This is a genomic window from Pseudomonas sp. R2-37-08W (assembly GCF_003851705.1).
GTDB lineage: Bacteria > Pseudomonadota > Gammaproteobacteria > Pseudomonadales > Pseudomonadaceae > Aquipseudomonas.
Map to the genome: position 1 here is coordinate 4,590,940 of NZ_CP027728.1, position 15,313 is coordinate 4,606,252.

At 60.9% G+C, this 15,313-nt stretch carries 11 protein-coding genes and 2 pseudogenes; 11 read left to right on the forward strand and 2 right to left on the reverse strand.

The window, feature by feature from the left end; all coding sequences use genetic code 11:
• Window positions 1-33: 33 nt before the first annotated feature.
• From C4J93_RS21180 to C4J93_RS27810, 5 genes and pseudogenes are all read left to right on the forward strand, one after another.
• Window positions 34-2,598, forward strand: a complete 2,565-nt coding sequence (locus C4J93_RS21180; protein WP_124430391.1) for a TonB-dependent receptor — start codon at window positions 34-36, stop codon at window positions 2,596-2,598.
• Between the two features lie 137 nt (window positions 2,599-2,735).
• Window positions 2,736-3,344 (forward strand): biliverdin-producing heme oxygenase, encoded by a 609-nt coding sequence (locus tag C4J93_RS21185; protein WP_124430392.1) that lies wholly within the window; start codon window positions 2,736-2,738, stop codon window positions 3,342-3,344.
• A 165-nt stretch (window positions 3,345-3,509) separates the two neighbouring features.
• Window positions 3,510-3,911, forward strand: a complete 402-nt coding sequence (locus C4J93_RS21190) for a YbaN family protein (RefSeq protein WP_124420740.1) — start codon at window positions 3,510-3,512, stop codon at window positions 3,909-3,911.
• A 273-nt stretch (window positions 3,912-4,184) separates the two neighbouring features.
• Window positions 4,185-5,276 (forward strand): annotated as a pseudogene (locus tag C4J93_RS27805) (cache domain-containing protein); the annotation flags it as partial.
• Between the two features lie 375 nt (window positions 5,277-5,651).
• Window positions 5,652-6,182, forward strand: a pseudogene (locus C4J93_RS27810) (methyl-accepting chemotaxis protein); the annotation flags it as partial.
• Window positions 6,183-6,222: 40 nt separating this feature from the next.
• Here C4J93_RS27810 and C4J93_RS21200 read toward each other — a convergent pair.
• Entirely contained in the window at window positions 6,223-6,723 is a 501-nt protein-coding gene (locus tag C4J93_RS21200) for an Lrp/AsnC family transcriptional regulator (protein WP_124405171.1), read from the reverse strand.
• Between the two features lie 119 nt (window positions 6,724-6,842).
• Here C4J93_RS21200 and C4J93_RS21205 point away from each other — a divergent pair, with 119 nt between their 5' ends.
• The 3 genes from C4J93_RS21205 to C4J93_RS21215 all read left to right on the forward strand — a co-directional run bounded on the left by C4J93_RS21205 (window position 6,843) and on the right by C4J93_RS21215 (window position 10,553).
• A complete protein-coding gene (locus tag C4J93_RS21205) occupies window positions 6,843-7,877 on the forward strand; it encodes a histone deacetylase family protein (RefSeq protein WP_124430393.1) in 1,035 nt (344 codons plus the stop codon).
• Window positions 7,878-7,925: 48 nt separating this feature from the next.
• Window positions 7,926-8,978: an ornithine cyclodeaminase gene (locus C4J93_RS21210; protein ID WP_124430394.1), complete on the forward strand. Its 1,053-nt coding sequence runs from the start codon at window positions 7,926-7,928 to the stop codon at window positions 8,976-8,978.
• 144 nt (window positions 8,979-9,122) lie between these two features.
• Window positions 9,123-10,553, forward strand: a complete 1,431-nt coding sequence (locus C4J93_RS21215) for an amino acid permease (protein WP_124430915.1) — start codon at window positions 9,123-9,125, stop codon at window positions 10,551-10,553.
• Between the two features lie 170 nt (window positions 10,554-10,723).
• Here the strand turns inward: C4J93_RS21215 and C4J93_RS21220 are convergent, their stop codons facing one another.
• The gene (locus tag C4J93_RS21220; RefSeq protein WP_124430395.1) at window positions 10,724-11,287 is read right to left on the reverse strand and encodes an NAD(P)H nitroreductase; all 564 of its coding nucleotides are present in this window, start codon (window positions 11,285-11,287) and stop codon (window positions 10,724-10,726) included.
• A 139-nt stretch (window positions 11,288-11,426) separates the two neighbouring features.
• Here C4J93_RS21220 and C4J93_RS21225 point away from each other — a divergent pair, with 139 nt between their 5' ends.
• From C4J93_RS21225 to C4J93_RS21235, 3 genes are read left to right on the forward strand one after another with little or no spacing between them, the layout of a single operon-like run.
• Window positions 11,427-12,854, forward strand: a complete 1,428-nt coding sequence (locus tag C4J93_RS21225) for a di-heme oxidoredictase family protein (RefSeq protein WP_124430396.1) — start codon at window positions 11,427-11,429, stop codon at window positions 12,852-12,854.
• A gap of 31 nt (window positions 12,855-12,885) precedes the next feature.
• On the forward strand, window positions 12,886-13,950 hold the full coding sequence (locus C4J93_RS21230) for an imelysin family protein (RefSeq protein ID WP_124364232.1): 1,065 nt from the start codon (window positions 12,886-12,888) through the stop codon (window positions 13,948-13,950).
• A gap of 2 nt (window positions 13,951-13,952) precedes the next feature.
• Window positions 13,953-15,053 (forward strand): DUF1513 domain-containing protein, encoded by a 1,101-nt coding sequence (locus tag C4J93_RS21235; protein ID WP_124430916.1) that lies wholly within the window; start codon window positions 13,953-13,955, stop codon window positions 15,051-15,053.
• The last annotated feature ends 260 nt before the right edge of the window (window positions 15,054-15,313 follow it).

The window sequence follows — 15,313 nt, forward strand, 5'->3', positions numbered from 1 at the left end:
AACTATAAGATTCGTATCTCCGGAGCGCTCTCGATGTCCTCTCGTTTCAACCGCCGGTCTTGTTCGCCCGTCCTTTCTCTGCTGACCGCCGCCATACTGATGGCCGGCGTGCCGGCAATGGCCGCCACTGCCGCCGAACCCGCACCGCGCAGCCAAGGCACCTACAGCTTCAGCATCGAACAGCAGCCCCTGGTGTCGGCGCTGAACGCTTTCACCGGTGTGACCGGCTGGCAAGTCGGCCTGCCGGCTGAGTTGGGCCAGGGTGTGTCGTCCCCTGGCGTGCGTGGTGCGTTGTCGCCGGAGAAGGCGCTGGAACGGCTGTTGGTGGGGACCAACCTGAGCTATCGCAAGCTGGGCAACAACAACATCGTCCTGGAGAAACGTGCCGCCGGCGGCGCCCTCAACCTGCAGCAGGTGACCATCAGCGCCACCCGTACCGAGCAGGATGTGGACAGCGTACCGAGCATGGTCAGCGTGCACGACCGCCAGGAACTGGACCGCCAGAACGTCAACACTACCCGTGAGCTGGTGCGCTACGAACCGGGCGTGTCGGTGGGCGGCGCCGGCACGCGCTCGGGCAATGCCGGCTATAACATTCGCGGTATCGACGGCGACCGCATTCTTACCCAGGTCGACGGCGTGGAGGTGCCCGACAACTTCTTCAACGGCCCCTACGCCAAGACCCGGCGCAACTACGTCGACCCGGAAATCGTCAAGCGCGTGGAGATCCTGCGCGGGCCGGCCTCGGCCCTGTACGGCAGCAGCGCCATTGGCGGCGCGGTGAGCTATTTCACCCTCGACCCGGATGACATCATCCAGCCCAGGCAGGACGTCGGCGCCCGCCTGAAGACCGGCTACAGCTCCGCCGACGAAAGCTGGCTGACGTCCGCCACCGTCGCCGGCCGTGTGCAGGACGTCGACGGTTTGCTGCACCTGAGCCAGCGCAACGGCCACGAAACCGAGTCCTATGATGGCAACAACGCCACCGGCCTGGCCCGCACCGGCGCCAACCCGGAGGACGCACGCACCACCAACGTGCTGGCCAAACTGGGTTGGAATTATGGCGACGATAACCGCCTGGGCCTGACGTACGAGAAGTACAAGGATGATCGCGACATCAACCTGAAGAATGCGGTGGGCGGCCCGTTCATTGGCGGGCGCGGTTTCAACCTTTACCGTGACCGTCGCGGCAACGACACCATTACCCGTGAACGTTTCGGCCTGGAAAACAGCTTCGCCCTCGACTCGCCGATGGCCGACCGCATCAAGACCAGCCTCAACTACCAGATCGCCAAGACCGACCAGACCACGGCTGAAATCTATCAGTCGGGCCGTCGTGTACTGCGCACCCGCGACACCCTGTACGAAGAAAAGCAGTGGGTCTTCGATGCGCAGCTGGACAAGGCCTTCAGCCTTGGCGACACCGAGCACCAAGTGACCTACGGCACCACCCTCAAGCAGCAGAAAGTCACCGGTTCGCGTGAAGGCAGCGCCACCTGCCTGGCGGTCGGCAGCGGCTGCACCGCCATCGGCGCCCCCAGCCCGTCGGCCGGCGACAGCGTGAAGAAATCCAGTGATTTCCCCGACCCGACCATCAACACCTACTCGCTGTTCGCCCAGGACCAGATCAGCTGGAATAAATGGACCTTCCTGCCCGCCGTACGCTACGACTACACCCGGCTCAAGCCCAAGCTGACCGAGGAATTCCTCAGCACCGTAAACCCCACCGGTGAATATGCGGTCGACGGCAAGGGCAAAACCTGGCATCGCGTCACGCCCAAGTTCGGCCTGACCTACGCCCTGACCGATCAATACACCTGGTTCGGCCAATACGCCGAAGGTTTCCGCACACCGTCGGCCAAGGCGCTGTACGGCCGCTTCGAAAACCTCAACCTGGGCTACACCGTGGAGCCCAACCCCGACCTCAAGCCGGAAACCAGCAAGGGCATCGAAACCGGGCTTCGCGGCAAGTTCGACGAGGGCTCGTTTGAAATCGCGGTGTTCTATAACAAATACCGCGACTTCATCGACGAAGACAACGCGGTGGTCGGCGGCACCGTCGAGCAGTTCCAGGCGGTGAATATCAAACGCGCCACCATCAAGGGCGCCGAAGCCAAGGGCCGCCTGAACCTGGACGCCTTCGGTGCGCCGCAAGGCCTGTATACCCAGGGAGCGGTGTCCTACGCCCATGGCCGCAACGACGACAACGGCCAGCCGCTCAACAGCGTCAACCCGCTCAAGGGCGTCTTCGGCCTGGGCTACGATCAGGACAGCTACGGCGGCCTGCTGAGCTGGACCCTGGTGAAAAAACAGAATCGCGTCGACAGCAGCACCTTCCACGCCCCGGACGGCGACACCAGCGGACCGTTCAAGACGCCGGGGTTCGGCATTCTCGACCTGAGCGCTTACTACAAGGTCACCCACGACGTGACCATCAACGGCGGCGTCTACAACCTCACCGACAAGAAGTACTGGAACTGGGACGACGTGCGCAGCTACGACAGCGTCGGCGAAGCCGCGGTGACCGGCCCGGCCAACCTTGATCGCCTGACCCAGCCGGGTCGCAACTTCGCGATCAATGTGATCTGGGACATCTGACGCCACCCGCTGCATCTCGCCGCGATGATCGAGCGGCGAGGTGCGGAATTTTTACTGTGCCGCGTCTTCCTGTTCGTCTAGTTGATAACCGCTCTCTTCAGAGCCAGAAAGGCGCTCCCCCTCTCAAGGACTTTTTCATGACCGCTTCTCCTACCGCAGAACGTCCAAGCCTGCGCTCCCAGCGCCTGAACCAGATCACCCACGCGCCACACACCAAACTCGACGCGTTGGTGAAGGCCCACGCCCCGTTTGCAACCCAGGCCAACTTCGCCCGCTTCGTGGTGGCGCAGTACCTGTTCCAATCGGAGTTGGTGGCGCTGTACAACGATGCCGAACTGAACCGGATCATCCCCAACCTGGCCGAACGCTGCCGCGCAGATGCCGCCAGACTCGACCTGGGCGACCTCGACACCGAGGTGCCGGCCCCGGTTGCCGGGGCGGTGAACAACCCGAGTGTGGCCCAAGCCCTGGGCTGGCTGTTCGTCTCCGAAGGCTCCAAACTGGGCGCTGCCTTCCTGATCAAACGTGCCGTGGGCCTGGGCCTGAGCGAAACCTTCGGCGCCCGTCACCTGGGCGAGCCGGCGGGCGGCCGTGCCGAAGGCTGGAAAAGCTTCACTCGCACCCTCGATGCAATGCAATTGAGCGCCGAGGAAGAAGCCGCCATGGATAAAGGCGCCATCGATGCGTTTGTGCGCTTCACCGTCTTGCTGGAACAGGCGTACGCTAGCGCCCCTGAACTGGCCTGACCCCCCGTTTAAATGCAATCCAATGTGGGAGGGGGCTTGCCCCCGATAGCGGTGTATCAGCCAACGAATCCATGACTGAACCACCGCCATCGGGGCAAGCCCCCTCCCACATTCAAACCGCATTTCAATGCTGACTTTTTTGTTGCTACCAACCTTGCACACACCATGACCGGCAAACCCCAATCCACCTCGAAAATCGCGCAGATCCTTTACGGCCTGCTGGCCTACGTCAGCCTGGGGATCGGCTTGGTGGCGATTGTCATACCGGGTTTGCCCACCACCGAATTCATCCTGCTTGCCGCCTGGGCCGCGACCAAAAGCTCGCCACGCCTCAGCGCCTGGCTGGAAAACCACCGCCTGTTCGGGCCGATCCTGTTCAACTGGCGCAATGGCAAGATCATCGCGCGCCGGGCCAAAGTCAGCGCCACCGTCAGCATGTTGCTGTGCGCCGCCCTGATGCTGGTGATGCTCGATCATGGCTGGCCGATCTACCTGGCAATCGCCGGCATGAGCCTGGGCAACCTGTGGATCTGGTCACGCCCCGAGCGGCTTGCACGGCCCGTATAACGCTGGGTGTAGGGGTTTTCCTACCGCTCATCGCCTGTCACTCATGAATTGTTTTGTTACGCCGATGTTTCAGACATGGCGCCGAATGGACTTGGCTCTGCGCATCTCAACAAGTCCATTGTGAGTGAACCTATGTTCGACACCCTCTCTATCCGCTTGAAAATCGTGCTGCTGTCCGGCCTCTGCCTGTTAGGGGTGATCGCACTGGTGGTCGGCATCAATATCTATACCACCAACCAGAACGATCAGTTAGTCAGCGACTCAAGCTCACAAATGCTGACTGCCAGCGTAGAACAGCTGCTGCAAGCCAAAGCGGCCGAACAGTCCGTGCAGTTGCAGAAGACCTTCAACGAAAACCTGCTGGTGGTCACCGCCCTCGCCGATCAGATAAAAGGCCTGCGCACCTTGGGCGCCAAGCGCTCGCTGGACGCGGGTGCCCTGCGCGAAGACATCAACCAGAGCATAAAAACCGCTTTTGAGCGTAACACCAAGGTGCTGGGCATCTGGCTGTCGTTCGAACCCAACGGACTGGATGGCAAGGACAGCGAGTTCATCGACGACAAAGCGCGTGTCTCCAACGAAAAAGGCCGCTTCTCCAGCTACTGGAGCCGCGCCGGCGGCGCCAGCCTGAACACGATCATGGTTGAAGATGACCTGACGAAAACCAGCCTCAACCTCAGCGGCACGCCCTACAACATCTGGTACACCTGCCCACGGGACACTCGTACCACGTGCCTGCTGGACCCGTACGAAGACACGGTGGCCGGCAAACCCGTGCTGATGACCACCATCTCCCTGCCCTTGATCGTGGATGGCAAGGTTATCGGCGTCGTCGGTGTCGATATCGCCCTCAACGCTCTGCAAGCGGTCACCGACGCGGCGCAGAAAGACTTGTTCAACGGCGCGGCGCACTTGGAGGTGCTGTCCAGCACCGGCCTGATCGCGGCCTACAGCGGTGAACCGGCCAGAGTGGGCAAGAACCTGATCGACACGCTCGGCGCCGAAGGCAAGGAGATCGTACAGTTGCTCGCCAACGACCGCCCCATGATCCGCGAGCAGGACGAGACCATTCGCGCCGTGTACCCCGTCAAGCCGATACCCGACGCCAAGTCCTGGGGCGTGGTGATCAAACTGCCCAAAGCGGTGATGCTGGCCGATAACGTGAAGCTGCAAGGTGTGCTTGATGACGCACAGGCCACAGGCACCCTCAAGGCCTTGCTGGTAGCGGCTGCCGCCGCCCTGGTAGGCCTGCTGCTGATCTGGCTGACGGCCACCGGCGTGACCCGCCCGATCAACAGCGTGGCGGCCATGCTCAAAGACATCGCCAGCGGCGACGGCGACCTCACCCAGCGCCTGGCCTACAGCAAAAAAGACGAACTGGGCGAGCTGGTGAACTGGTTCAACCGCTTCCTCGACAAGCTGCAACCAACCATCGCGCAGATCAAACAAAGCATCACCGAAGCGCGCGGCACTGCCGACCAGTCCTCGGCGATTGCACGCCAGACCAGCGAAGGCATGCAGGTGCAATTTCGCGAAATCGACCAGGTGGCCACCGCGTCCAATGAGATGAGCGCCACCGCCCATGACGTCGCCAACAGCGCCTCCAATGCCGCCAGCGCGGCACGCGGCGCGGATCAGTCGGCCCGCGAAGGCATGTCGATCATCGAACAAAGTACCCGTGATATCACCACGCTTGCCGAGGAAGTCAGCAAGGCCGTCGGCGAAGTCGAGGCGTTGGCCGTCAACAGCGAACAGATCGGTTCAGTCCTGGAAGTGATCCGCAGCATCGCCGAACAGACCAACCTGCTGGCGTTGAACGCAGCGATCGAAGCGGCGCGCGCCGGGGAAAGCGGACGCGGTTTTGCGGTGGTAGCCGATGAGGTGCGTAACCTGGCCAAGCGCACCCAGGATTCGGTCGAGGAAATTCGCGTGGTGATCGAACGTATCCAGAGCGGCACCCGTGGCGTGGTAGCGACCATGCATTCGAGCCAGCATCAGGCCCAAAGCAATGCCGGGCAGATCCACCAGGCCGTGCAGGCCCTGGGCAAAATCAGCGATGCGGTGACGGTGATCAGCGACATGAACCTGCAAATCGCCAGCGCCGCCGAACAGCAAAGCGCGGTGGCAGAAGAGGTCAATCGCAACGTCTCCGCGATCCGAACCGTCACCGAAACCCTCACCGGCCAAGCCACCGAATCGGCAGCCATCAGCAGCCAGCTCAATGCTTTGGCCAGCCAGCAAATGAAGTTGATGGATCAGTTCAAGGTCTAAATAACACCACACCTCACTGTGGGAGGGGGCTGGCCCTCGCTCAATCCTTTCCCAGTGTTGGTATCGCAATGCGGCTACTGGACTTGACTTCACGCAAAGCCAGGCTGGACTGGATGGACGCAATCCCCACCTGACGCCTGAGCACCTGCTCGACGAAGTCGCTGTAGCTATCAAGATCCTTCGCCAACACCTGCAACACATAATCGGCATCGCCAGTGATCTTGTGACAGGCCAACACCTGCGGTAATTGCGCAATCACTGCCTCAAAGGCGTCGGGCGCATGGTCGGCGTGGGTCGAAAAACGGATATGCACAAACGCCATGATATCCAACCCCAGCATGCGTCGATCAAGGTTGGCTTGATAGCCCGTTATGACGCCCGCCTCCTCCATTCTCTTACGCCTTCGCCAACAAGGCGTCAGGCTTGACGACAGTCGTTCACTGAGCTCGGCGTTGGAAATACTCGCATCCTCCTGCAGCAGCTCAAGGATAGCGAGGTCGGTTTGGTCGAGGCTGATGCGTTTGGAAATTTTTTTCTGCATAACGCCATTCCTGAGTAAAAACACCCGATAAATCTACTAATCATCGAAAACAAAGCAAAGAAATCGCCTCCTGGCCAGAACAGAATATTTGCACTGGCTCACATTAACGGATGCGCAGAATGTTTACAGTTTTTAGTGATTCCCACCGTTTGCACCACGGCACAGAATTAAAAGACGGCGTACTCAAACCGTCGTTCGAACAGCCCAGTCGAGCCGATACCGTCCATGACCGCGTCAAGCAGGTCGGCCTTGGCCAGATCATCGAACCGCGCGCATTTGACCGATCGTGCTACGTCAACGCGCACAGCGAGCGCTATGTCAGTTTTCTGGAAAGCGCGTGGACACAATGGCGCGCAACCGGACGCACTCACGATGCTTTGCCGCTGGTATGGCCCGTGCGCGACCTGGCCAATGATCAAGTACCGACCTTCATCGACGGCAAGCTGGGTTTCTACGCCATGGATGCCGGCTCCCCGATTACTGCAACCACCTGGCAAGCCGTAAAAACCAGTGCCGATATCGCCCTCACTGGACTTGCCCTGATCGATGAAGGCCACGACAGCGCTTTCGCACTGTGTCGCCCGCCGGGACATCACGCAGCGCGCGAATACATGGGTGGCTACTGCTACCTCAATAACGCGGCCATTGCCGCACAGCAAGCCATTACCCAAGGCGCCAAACGTGTCGCGGTATTGGATGTCGATTTTCATCATGGCAATGGTACACAGAACATTTTCTACGACCGCAGTGACGTGATGTTCGTCTCGCTGCATGGCGAGCCGTCCGTTTCCTATCCCTACTACTCAGGCTTCAGCACCGAAGTCGGCGCCGGCCTCGGCGAGGGGTTCAACCACAACTACCCCTTGCCCAAAGGCACCACCTGGGAAAGCTACTGCAACGCCCTGCTCCATGCCTGCAAGAAGCTCCAGCACTTTGCGCCAGAGGTGCTGGTGATTTCACTGGGAGTCGACACATTCAAGGACGATCCCATCAGCCACTTCCTGCTGGAAAGCGAGGATTTCATCGGGATCGGAGAGCTTATTGCCAGCGTTGGCTGCCCCACCCTGTTCGTGATGGAAGGGGGTTACATGGTCGATGAAATCGGCATCAACGCCGTCAACGTGCTGCACGGATTCGAGAGCAAACGCAACTGAGCCATCCCTCGCTCAACGGCCTTCAATTCTGCAACGGAGAATAAAAACATGACGCTGTTTATAGATGTCGATGATGCTGCACGCCTGTTCACCCAAGTAGGCATCCGACGCGCTATCCGCGACATGGCGACCTACATCAACGCCGACTACGCACGCTGGTCGCAATTTGATAAATCGCCACGCACCGCCAACCACTCGGCAGCAGGTGTCATCGAACTGATGCCCACCGACGATGGCCAGCAGTATTCATTCAAATACGTGAACGGCCACCCGCACAACGGCCAGCAGAGCCTGCTGACGGTCATGGCCTTCGGTGTTCTGGCCGAGGTGCAGAGTGGCTATCCCACCCTGCTCAGCGAACTGACCTTGACCACCGCCGTGCGTACCGCCGCAACGTCCGCGCTGGTGGCGCAATCGCTGGCTCGCTCGAATGCGACCTCGATGGCTCTCATCGGTAACGGTGCCCAGAGTGAATTTCAGGCGCTCGCTTTTCATGAAATGTTGGGCATCAGCGAAATCCGCATCTTCGATATCGATCACGACGCGTCCCTCAAGTTGAAGCACAACCTCGCGATGTTCCCGGACATTGAAGTCATTCTGGTCAGCTCCGTGAAGGAAGCGGTCAAAGGCGCAGATATCGTCACCACGGTCACGGCCGACAAAGCCTATGCAACGATTCTGACCCCCGACATGATCGAGCCCGGCATGCACATCAATGCGGTCGGCGGTGACTGCCCGGGTAAAACCGAACTGCATGCCGATATCCTGCGCAAAGCTCGGGTCATCGTCGAATTCGAGCCGCAAACACGCATTGAGGGCGACATTCAGCAACTGGAAGCCGATTCCCCCGTGATCGAATTTTTCCGGATTGCGCAGGGCGAAGTGGCCGGACGCGAAAACGATATGCAGGTGACTGTCTTCGATTCGGTGGGCTTTGCCCTGGAAGACTTTTCGTCACTGCGCTACCTCAATGATCTGGCTCAGGCACAGCAAATCGGTCAACGCATCCACCTGGTACCGACGCCGGCCAACATCAAAAATCTCTTTCAACTGCTGGATCCGCAACCGGCCAAAGCCTCGCGTCTGCGCACCGTCAACTGATCGGTAATGACCGCCCCCAGCCACTTGGCGAGGGGGCCATTCACCCTCCAGGCATGTCTGTGATTGGCCGCTGCCTCTTTAACAAGAACGCCCGATACCTACTTTCTGCCAAAACTCAAAAACATAAAATCAAGAGGTTTTGCAATGAAATCGAATCCCTCCGGGCTGCTTGAACAGCCCGCGCTGCAGCGCACGCTGAGCAATCGTCACATCCAGTTGATGGCCATGGGCGGTGCCATCGGTACCGGCCTGTTCATGGGCTCCGGGAAGATCATCGCCCTCTCCGGGACGTCGATCATCCTCATCTACATGATCATCGGACTGTTCGTGTTTTTCGTCATGCGTGCCATGGGCGAAATGCTCCTGTCCAACCTCAACTTCAAAACTTTCGCCGACTTCGCCGGTGCCTACCTCGGCCCGCGCGCGGCATTCTTCCTCGGCTGGTCGTACTGGCTGAGCTGGAGCGTGGCGGTGATTGGCGATGCCGTCGTGGTCGGCGGATTTTTCCAGTATTGGTTTCCCGACGTACCGGCGTGGATACCCGCCGTCGGGATGCTGGCGACCCTTTTCGCGCTCAACGTGTTGACGGTCAGGTTGTTCGGTGAGGTGGAGTTCTGGTTCGCAATCATCAAGATTATTGCGGTGGTAACCCTGATCGGAGTCAGCAGCGTGCTGATTGCCAACTCATTCGTTTCCCCCAGTGGCGTCACCGCGTCCCTGAGTCACCTGGTGGATAAACAGGCGGCGTTCCCTAACGGCTTGTTCGGCTTCTTCGCCGGCTTTCAAATGGCGATTTTCTCCTTCGCTGGCACCGAGTTGATCGGCACAGCCGCCGCCGAAACTCGATCTCCGGAGAAAACCCTGCCCAAGGCAATCAACTCGATTCCGCTGCGGATCATCTTGTTCTACGTGCTGGCCCTGATCTGCATCATTGCTGTGACGTCCTGGCAGCAGGTGTCTGCAATCAAGAGCCCCTTTGTCGAGCTGTTTCTTGTAGCGGGGTTCCCCGCAGCAGCCGGTATCGTCAACTTTGTGGTACTGACTTCTGCGGCATCATCGGCAAACAGCGGCGTATTTTCATCGAGCCGTATGCTGTTCGGGTTGGCCAACCAAGATAACGCACCACGAGTATTCCGACGGCTATCGAGTAACAGCGTGCCTCTGTTGAGCCTGGCGTTCACGACGTTGCTGATGCTGGTGGGTGTATTGGTGCTGTTCGTCGTTCCGGAAGTCATGACAGCATTTACTATCGTCTCTACCGTGTCGGCGATCCTGGTGATTTTCACTTGGTCGACGATCCTTGCGTCTTATATTGCCTATCGCAAAAAACGCCCTGACCTGTATGAAAAGTCGGCTTACAAGATGCCTGGCGGGGTGCCGATGGCCTGGTTTTCCCTGGCGTTCCTGGGCTTTGTGCTCTGCCTGCTGGCGTTGCGACCTGATACCCGTATCGCCCTGATGGTCATGCCGGGATGGTTCGTGTGGCTGGCAATTGCTTATCAGTTGACTCGCGCCTTGAAGCCAACGTCTGACGCTGTTCCTGGCAGGCAGAACGCGACAATCGCGCAGCCCTAGTGAAACTCGGACTCACCAAGAGCTGCCTGGTATGTACCCGCGCTATCGGGAGCCAATCCTAATACTTGTAGGAGCGAGCTTGCTCGCGAAAAACGCCCAGACAACGCGTTCATTCTGGATAAACGAGTGGGCCTGAGTTCTTCGCGAGCAAGCTCGCTCCTACAAAAACCTTAGAGACCGGTCCAGGCTTGGACGAACGGTGTCAGGTCTTCCTTCGGCGCGGTGCGCGGCGGGTTCTGGGGGGTGCCCAGGTAGAGGAAGCCAATCACTTCCTCGCCGGGTACCAGCCCCAGGCCTTTGGCGACGTGGGCCGAGTAGGACAACTCACCCGTGCGCCACACGGCACCAATCCCCTGGGCATACGCCGCCAGCAGAATGCCGTGGGCCGCGCAGGCGGCTGCCAGCAGTTGTTCGGATTTGGGCACCTTGAAGTGCTCCTGCAGACGGGCAATCACCACCACTACCAGCGGCGCGCGCAACGGGCCGTTCTGGGCTTTGTCGATGGCGGCTTGGGGAGCGTCGGCATCCTGCAGGCGCGCAGCTTCGGCGAGCAGCGTGCCCATCCGCTCACGGGCCGTGCCTTCCACGGTGAGGAAGCGCCACGGGCGCAGTTGGCCGTGGTCGGGCGCACGCATGGCGGCGGCGAACAGCACGTCGCGCTGCTCCTGGGTCGGTGCCGGTTCCAGCAGACGCGGCACGGAAACACGGTTGAGCAAAGCGTCGAGAGCCTGCATTGGCCACCTCCAGAAAAAAATGTGCGCTCATTCTAGCGGAATGAATCGGGATGCCACCAAACGATAATTGCTCTTATTCAAACTGCCCCGCCCTGTTAGACTTTGCCCCCACATTTTCCGCCTTCGTTCAGGAAACTCGATGTTCCGTTCGCTACTTCACCTGTGCGCAGCGTTGATGGCCCTGGGCCTGACCGCCTGCGACGACGCCCCGCAGTTTACCCAGGCCGAGCCGGGTGAAGCGCGCGCTGGCGGTGCTACCACGGTAAACAAGCGCGACCAGAACGCTTTCTCCCTGCCCTCGGCCAACCTGGCGCCCACCCGCCGCCTGGACTTCAGCGTCGGCAACAGTTTCTTTCGCAGCCCCTGGGTGATCGCGCCCTCGACCACCACCGCGCGTGACGGCCTCGGCCCGCTGTTCAATACCAACGCGTGCCAGAACTGCCATATCAAGGATGGCCGGGGCCACCCGCCGCTGGCCGATGCGCCCAATGCCGTATCGATGCTGGTCCGCTTATCTATCCCGGATGCTGCACCTTACGCCAAACTCATCGAACAGCTCGGCGTAGTGCCCGAGCCGGTCTACGGCGGGCAACTGCAGGACATGGCCGTGCCCGGCGTGGCGCCGGAAGGCAAGGTGCGGGTCGATTACACACCGGTCAACGTTCAGTTCAAGGACGGCACGGTGGTCGAGTTACGCAAGCCCGAGCTGCAGATCACCCAGCTCGGCTACGGCCCGATGCACCCCGACACACGTTTCTCTGCACGCATCGCCCCGCCGATGATCGGCCTGGGGCTGCTCGAAGCCATCAGCGACGCCGATATTCTGCGCAACACCGATCCGAAAACCGCTGACCGTGAGGCCATCGTCGGCCGGGCGAATCGGGTGTGGGATGACGCCGCGCAAAAAACCGTGCTGGGGCGATTTGGCTGGAAAGCCGGGCAACCCAACCTCAATCAACAAAATGTTCACGCGTTTTCTGGTGATATGGGCCTCACCACCTCCCTGAGACCCTTCGATGACTGCACCGACGCCCAAGTCGCCTGCAAACAGGCACCCAACGGCAACGGCCCCGAAGGCGAGCCGGAAGTCAGCGACAACATCCTGCGCCTGGTGCTGTTCTATACGCGTAACCTCGCCGTGCCGGTGCGCCGCGACGTCAACGCGACGCAGGTGCTGGCCGGCAAAAACCTGTTTTACCAGGCCGGCTGCCAGGGATGTCATAAGCCGACGTTCACCACGGCCGCCAACGCCGCCGAACCTGAGCTGGCCAACCAAGTGATCCGCCCCTACAGCGACTTGCTGCTGCACGACATGGGCGAAGGGCTTGCCGACAACCGTACCGAATTTAAGGCCGGTGGCCGCGACTGGCGTACCCCGCCGTTGTGGGGCATCGGCCTGACGCAAACCGTGAGTGGTCACACCCAGTTCCTGCATGACGGCCGCGCCCGCAACCTGCTCGAAGCCGTGCTCTGGCATGGCGGGCAAGCGCAAGCGGCGCAGCAGCATGTGTTGTCGTTCAACGCCGAGCAGCGCGCCGCGTTGCTGGCGTTCCTGAATTCTCTATAAGCTTTGCCCCAATTACAGAAGGGAGCTCGACATGTTCCGTCCCAAGTTGTTGTTCACCAGCCTGGCCGCCCTTGCCCTCGGCGCCTGCTCGCCCCAGGACCCGCAAGCGGTGACCTCGGCGGCCATCGCCAAGCAAGTCATCCTGCCCACTTACAGCCGCTGGGTTGAAGCCGACCGCCAACTGGCCGTCAGCGCCCTGGCCTACTGCCAGGGCAAAGAAAGCCTGGACACCGCCCGTGCCGACTTCCTCCACGCGCAAAAAGCCTGGGCCGAGTTGCAACCGCTGCTGATCGGCCCGCTGGCTGAAGGCAACCGCGCATGGCAAGTGCAGTTCTGGCCGGACAAGAAAAACCTGGTGGGTCGCCAGGTCGAACAGTTGGTCGCCAGCCAGCCACAGATCGACGGCGCCGCCCTCGCTAAATCCAGCGTGGTGGTGCAAGGCCTGTCGGCCTACGAATATATCCTCTACGACGCCAAGCCTGACGTCGCCGACGAAGCCCAGAAAGCCCGTTACTGCCCGCTGCTGATGGCCATCGGCGAACGCCAGAAAGCCCTGGCCGAAGAGATCCTGGCCAGCTGGAACAGCACCGACGGCATGCTGGCGCAGATGAGCAAGTTTCCGAACCAGCGCTACGCCGATTCCCACGAAGCGATTGCCGACCTGCTGCGCGTGCAAGTGACCGCCCTGGATACCCTGAAGAAAAAACTCGGCACGCCGATGGGCCGCCAGACCAAGGGCATCCCGCAACCGTTCCAGGCCGATGCCTGGCGCAGCCAGTCGTCCCTGCAGAGCCTGGAAGCCAGCCTCGCGGCGGCCCAGACCGTATGGGTAGGCGTCGACAACAAAGGCCTGCGCGGCCTGTTGCCGGCCGATCAGAAAGCCCTGGCCGACAAGATCGACGCCGCGTATGCCGCGTCATTGAAACTGTTCGCCAGCAACCAGCGTTCCCTCAACGAACTGTTGAACGATGACGCCGGGCGCCAGCAGCTCAATGATCTCTACGACAGCCTCAACGTGGTCCATCGCCTGCATGAAGGCGAGTTGGCCAAGGCGCTGGGCATCCAACTGGGCTTCAACGCCAACGACGGTGACTGATGATGCTCAGGCGACAGGCTTTGGCGGTAGGCAGCGTGCTGCTCAGTGCATTGACGTTGGGCGGCTGGACGCTGTTCAAGCAGAAAGACAAGAGCCCCCTGCTGCTGTCGGCGCGCGATGACGCCGACGGCAAGCACTACGCCGTCGGTTATCGCCTGGACGGCACGCAGGTGTTCGCCACCCAGGTCGGCCAGCGCTGTCACGACATCGTCAACCACCCGACGCTGCCGATTGCGCTGTTCGTCGCCCGCCGCCCGGGCACCGAGAGTTACCTGGTCGACCTGCGTGACGGCGCGCTCCTGCAAACCATCACCTCGAACCCCAATCGCCACTTCTATGGGCACGCGGTGATCCACAAGAGCGGTGACTGGCTGTACGCCACCGAGAACGACACGTCCGACCCCGGCCGTGGCTTGCTCGGCGTGTACCGGTTCGAAGACGAGCGGTTGGTGCACAGCGCAGAAATTTCCACCCATGGCATCGGCCCGCACCAGGTCTCTTGGATGCCCGATGGCGAAACCCTGGTGGTGGCCAACGGCGGCATTCGCACCGAAGCCGAAAGCCGTGTGGAGATGAACCTCAACGCCATGGAACCGAGCCTGGTGCTGATGCACCGCGACGGCAGCCTGATCAGCAAGGAAACCCTGGGCCAGCAGATGAACAGCGTGCGCCATATGGGAATCGCCAGCGATGGCACCATCTTCACCGGGCAGCAGTTCATGGGGCCGTCCCAGGAGCGGTCCGAGTTGCTCGCGATCAAGCGTCCGGGCCAGCCGTTCGTGGCCTTTGCAGTGGCCGATGCGCAGTTGCAGGCGATGGGGCACTACACCGCCAGCGTCGCGGTGCACAGTGAGCTGCGGCTGGTGGCGTTGACGGCGCCGCGTGGTAATCGGTTTTTTATCTGGGACATGGACAGTGGCGAGTTGCGCCTGGACGGCCCGCTGCCCGATTGCGCCGGGGTCGGCGCGGTGGCGGACGGCTTTGTCGTGACCTCGGGCCAGGGGCGCTGCCGCCTCTACGATTGCCGTCAGAAACAGCCGGTAGCGACGCCGCTGACCTTGCCTGCAGGGTTATGGGATAACCACCTGCACCTTATGACGTAACCACCCGCCTCGATCTCAAGGCTCCTGCGCCGACGCCCAGGAGCCTAGCCGCCGACAACCACCAACGCCTGGCACATCGCCTACGCAGTCTGTGGAATTGCTTCTCATCCGAGAGACTTGTCCCACAACAACTTGCGAAGCTACCCCTTATCCCCTTCCTCGTTCTGACGAAGACTGCGGCGCTCAGCGCAGTGCCGCCTGGTCGTGCGTGCTCGCGCGTCGTTAACCCTGCACACGTCTTCACAAGGACTCCATTATGA

Excerpts from the sequence above, each read along its gene's own strand:
- C4J93_RS21180 (WP_124430391.1), top strand. The coding sequence starts at position 34 with ATGTCCTCTCGTTTCAACCGCCGGTCTTGTTCGCCCGTCCTTTCTCTG.
- C4J93_RS21185 (WP_124430392.1), top strand. The coding sequence starts at position 2,736 with ATGACCGCTTCTCCTACCGCAGAACGTCCAAGCCTGCGCTCCCAGCGC.
- C4J93_RS21190 (WP_124420740.1), top strand. The coding sequence starts at position 3,510 with ATGACCGGCAAACCCCAATCCACCTCGAAAATCGCGCAGATCCTTTAC.
- C4J93_RS21200 (WP_124405171.1), bottom strand. The coding sequence starts at position 6,723 with ATGCAGAAAAAAATTTCCAAACGCATCAGCCTCGACCAAACCGACCTC.
- C4J93_RS21205 (WP_124430393.1), top strand. The coding sequence starts at position 6,843 with ATGTTTACAGTTTTTAGTGATTCCCACCGTTTGCACCACGGCACAGAA.
- C4J93_RS21210 (WP_124430394.1), top strand. The coding sequence starts at position 7,926 with ATGACGCTGTTTATAGATGTCGATGATGCTGCACGCCTGTTCACCCAA.
- C4J93_RS21215 (WP_124430915.1), top strand. The coding sequence starts at position 9,123 with ATGAAATCGAATCCCTCCGGGCTGCTTGAACAGCCCGCGCTGCAGCGC.
- C4J93_RS21220 (WP_124430395.1), bottom strand. The coding sequence starts at position 11,287 with ATGCAGGCTCTCGACGCTTTGCTCAACCGTGTTTCCGTGCCGCGTCTG.
- C4J93_RS21225 (WP_124430396.1), top strand. The coding sequence starts at position 11,427 with ATGTTCCGTTCGCTACTTCACCTGTGCGCAGCGTTGATGGCCCTGGGC.
- C4J93_RS21230 (WP_124364232.1), top strand. The coding sequence starts at position 12,886 with ATGTTCCGTCCCAAGTTGTTGTTCACCAGCCTGGCCGCCCTTGCCCTC.
- C4J93_RS21235 (WP_124430916.1), top strand. The coding sequence starts at position 13,953 with ATGCTCAGGCGACAGGCTTTGGCGGTAGGCAGCGTGCTGCTCAGTGCA.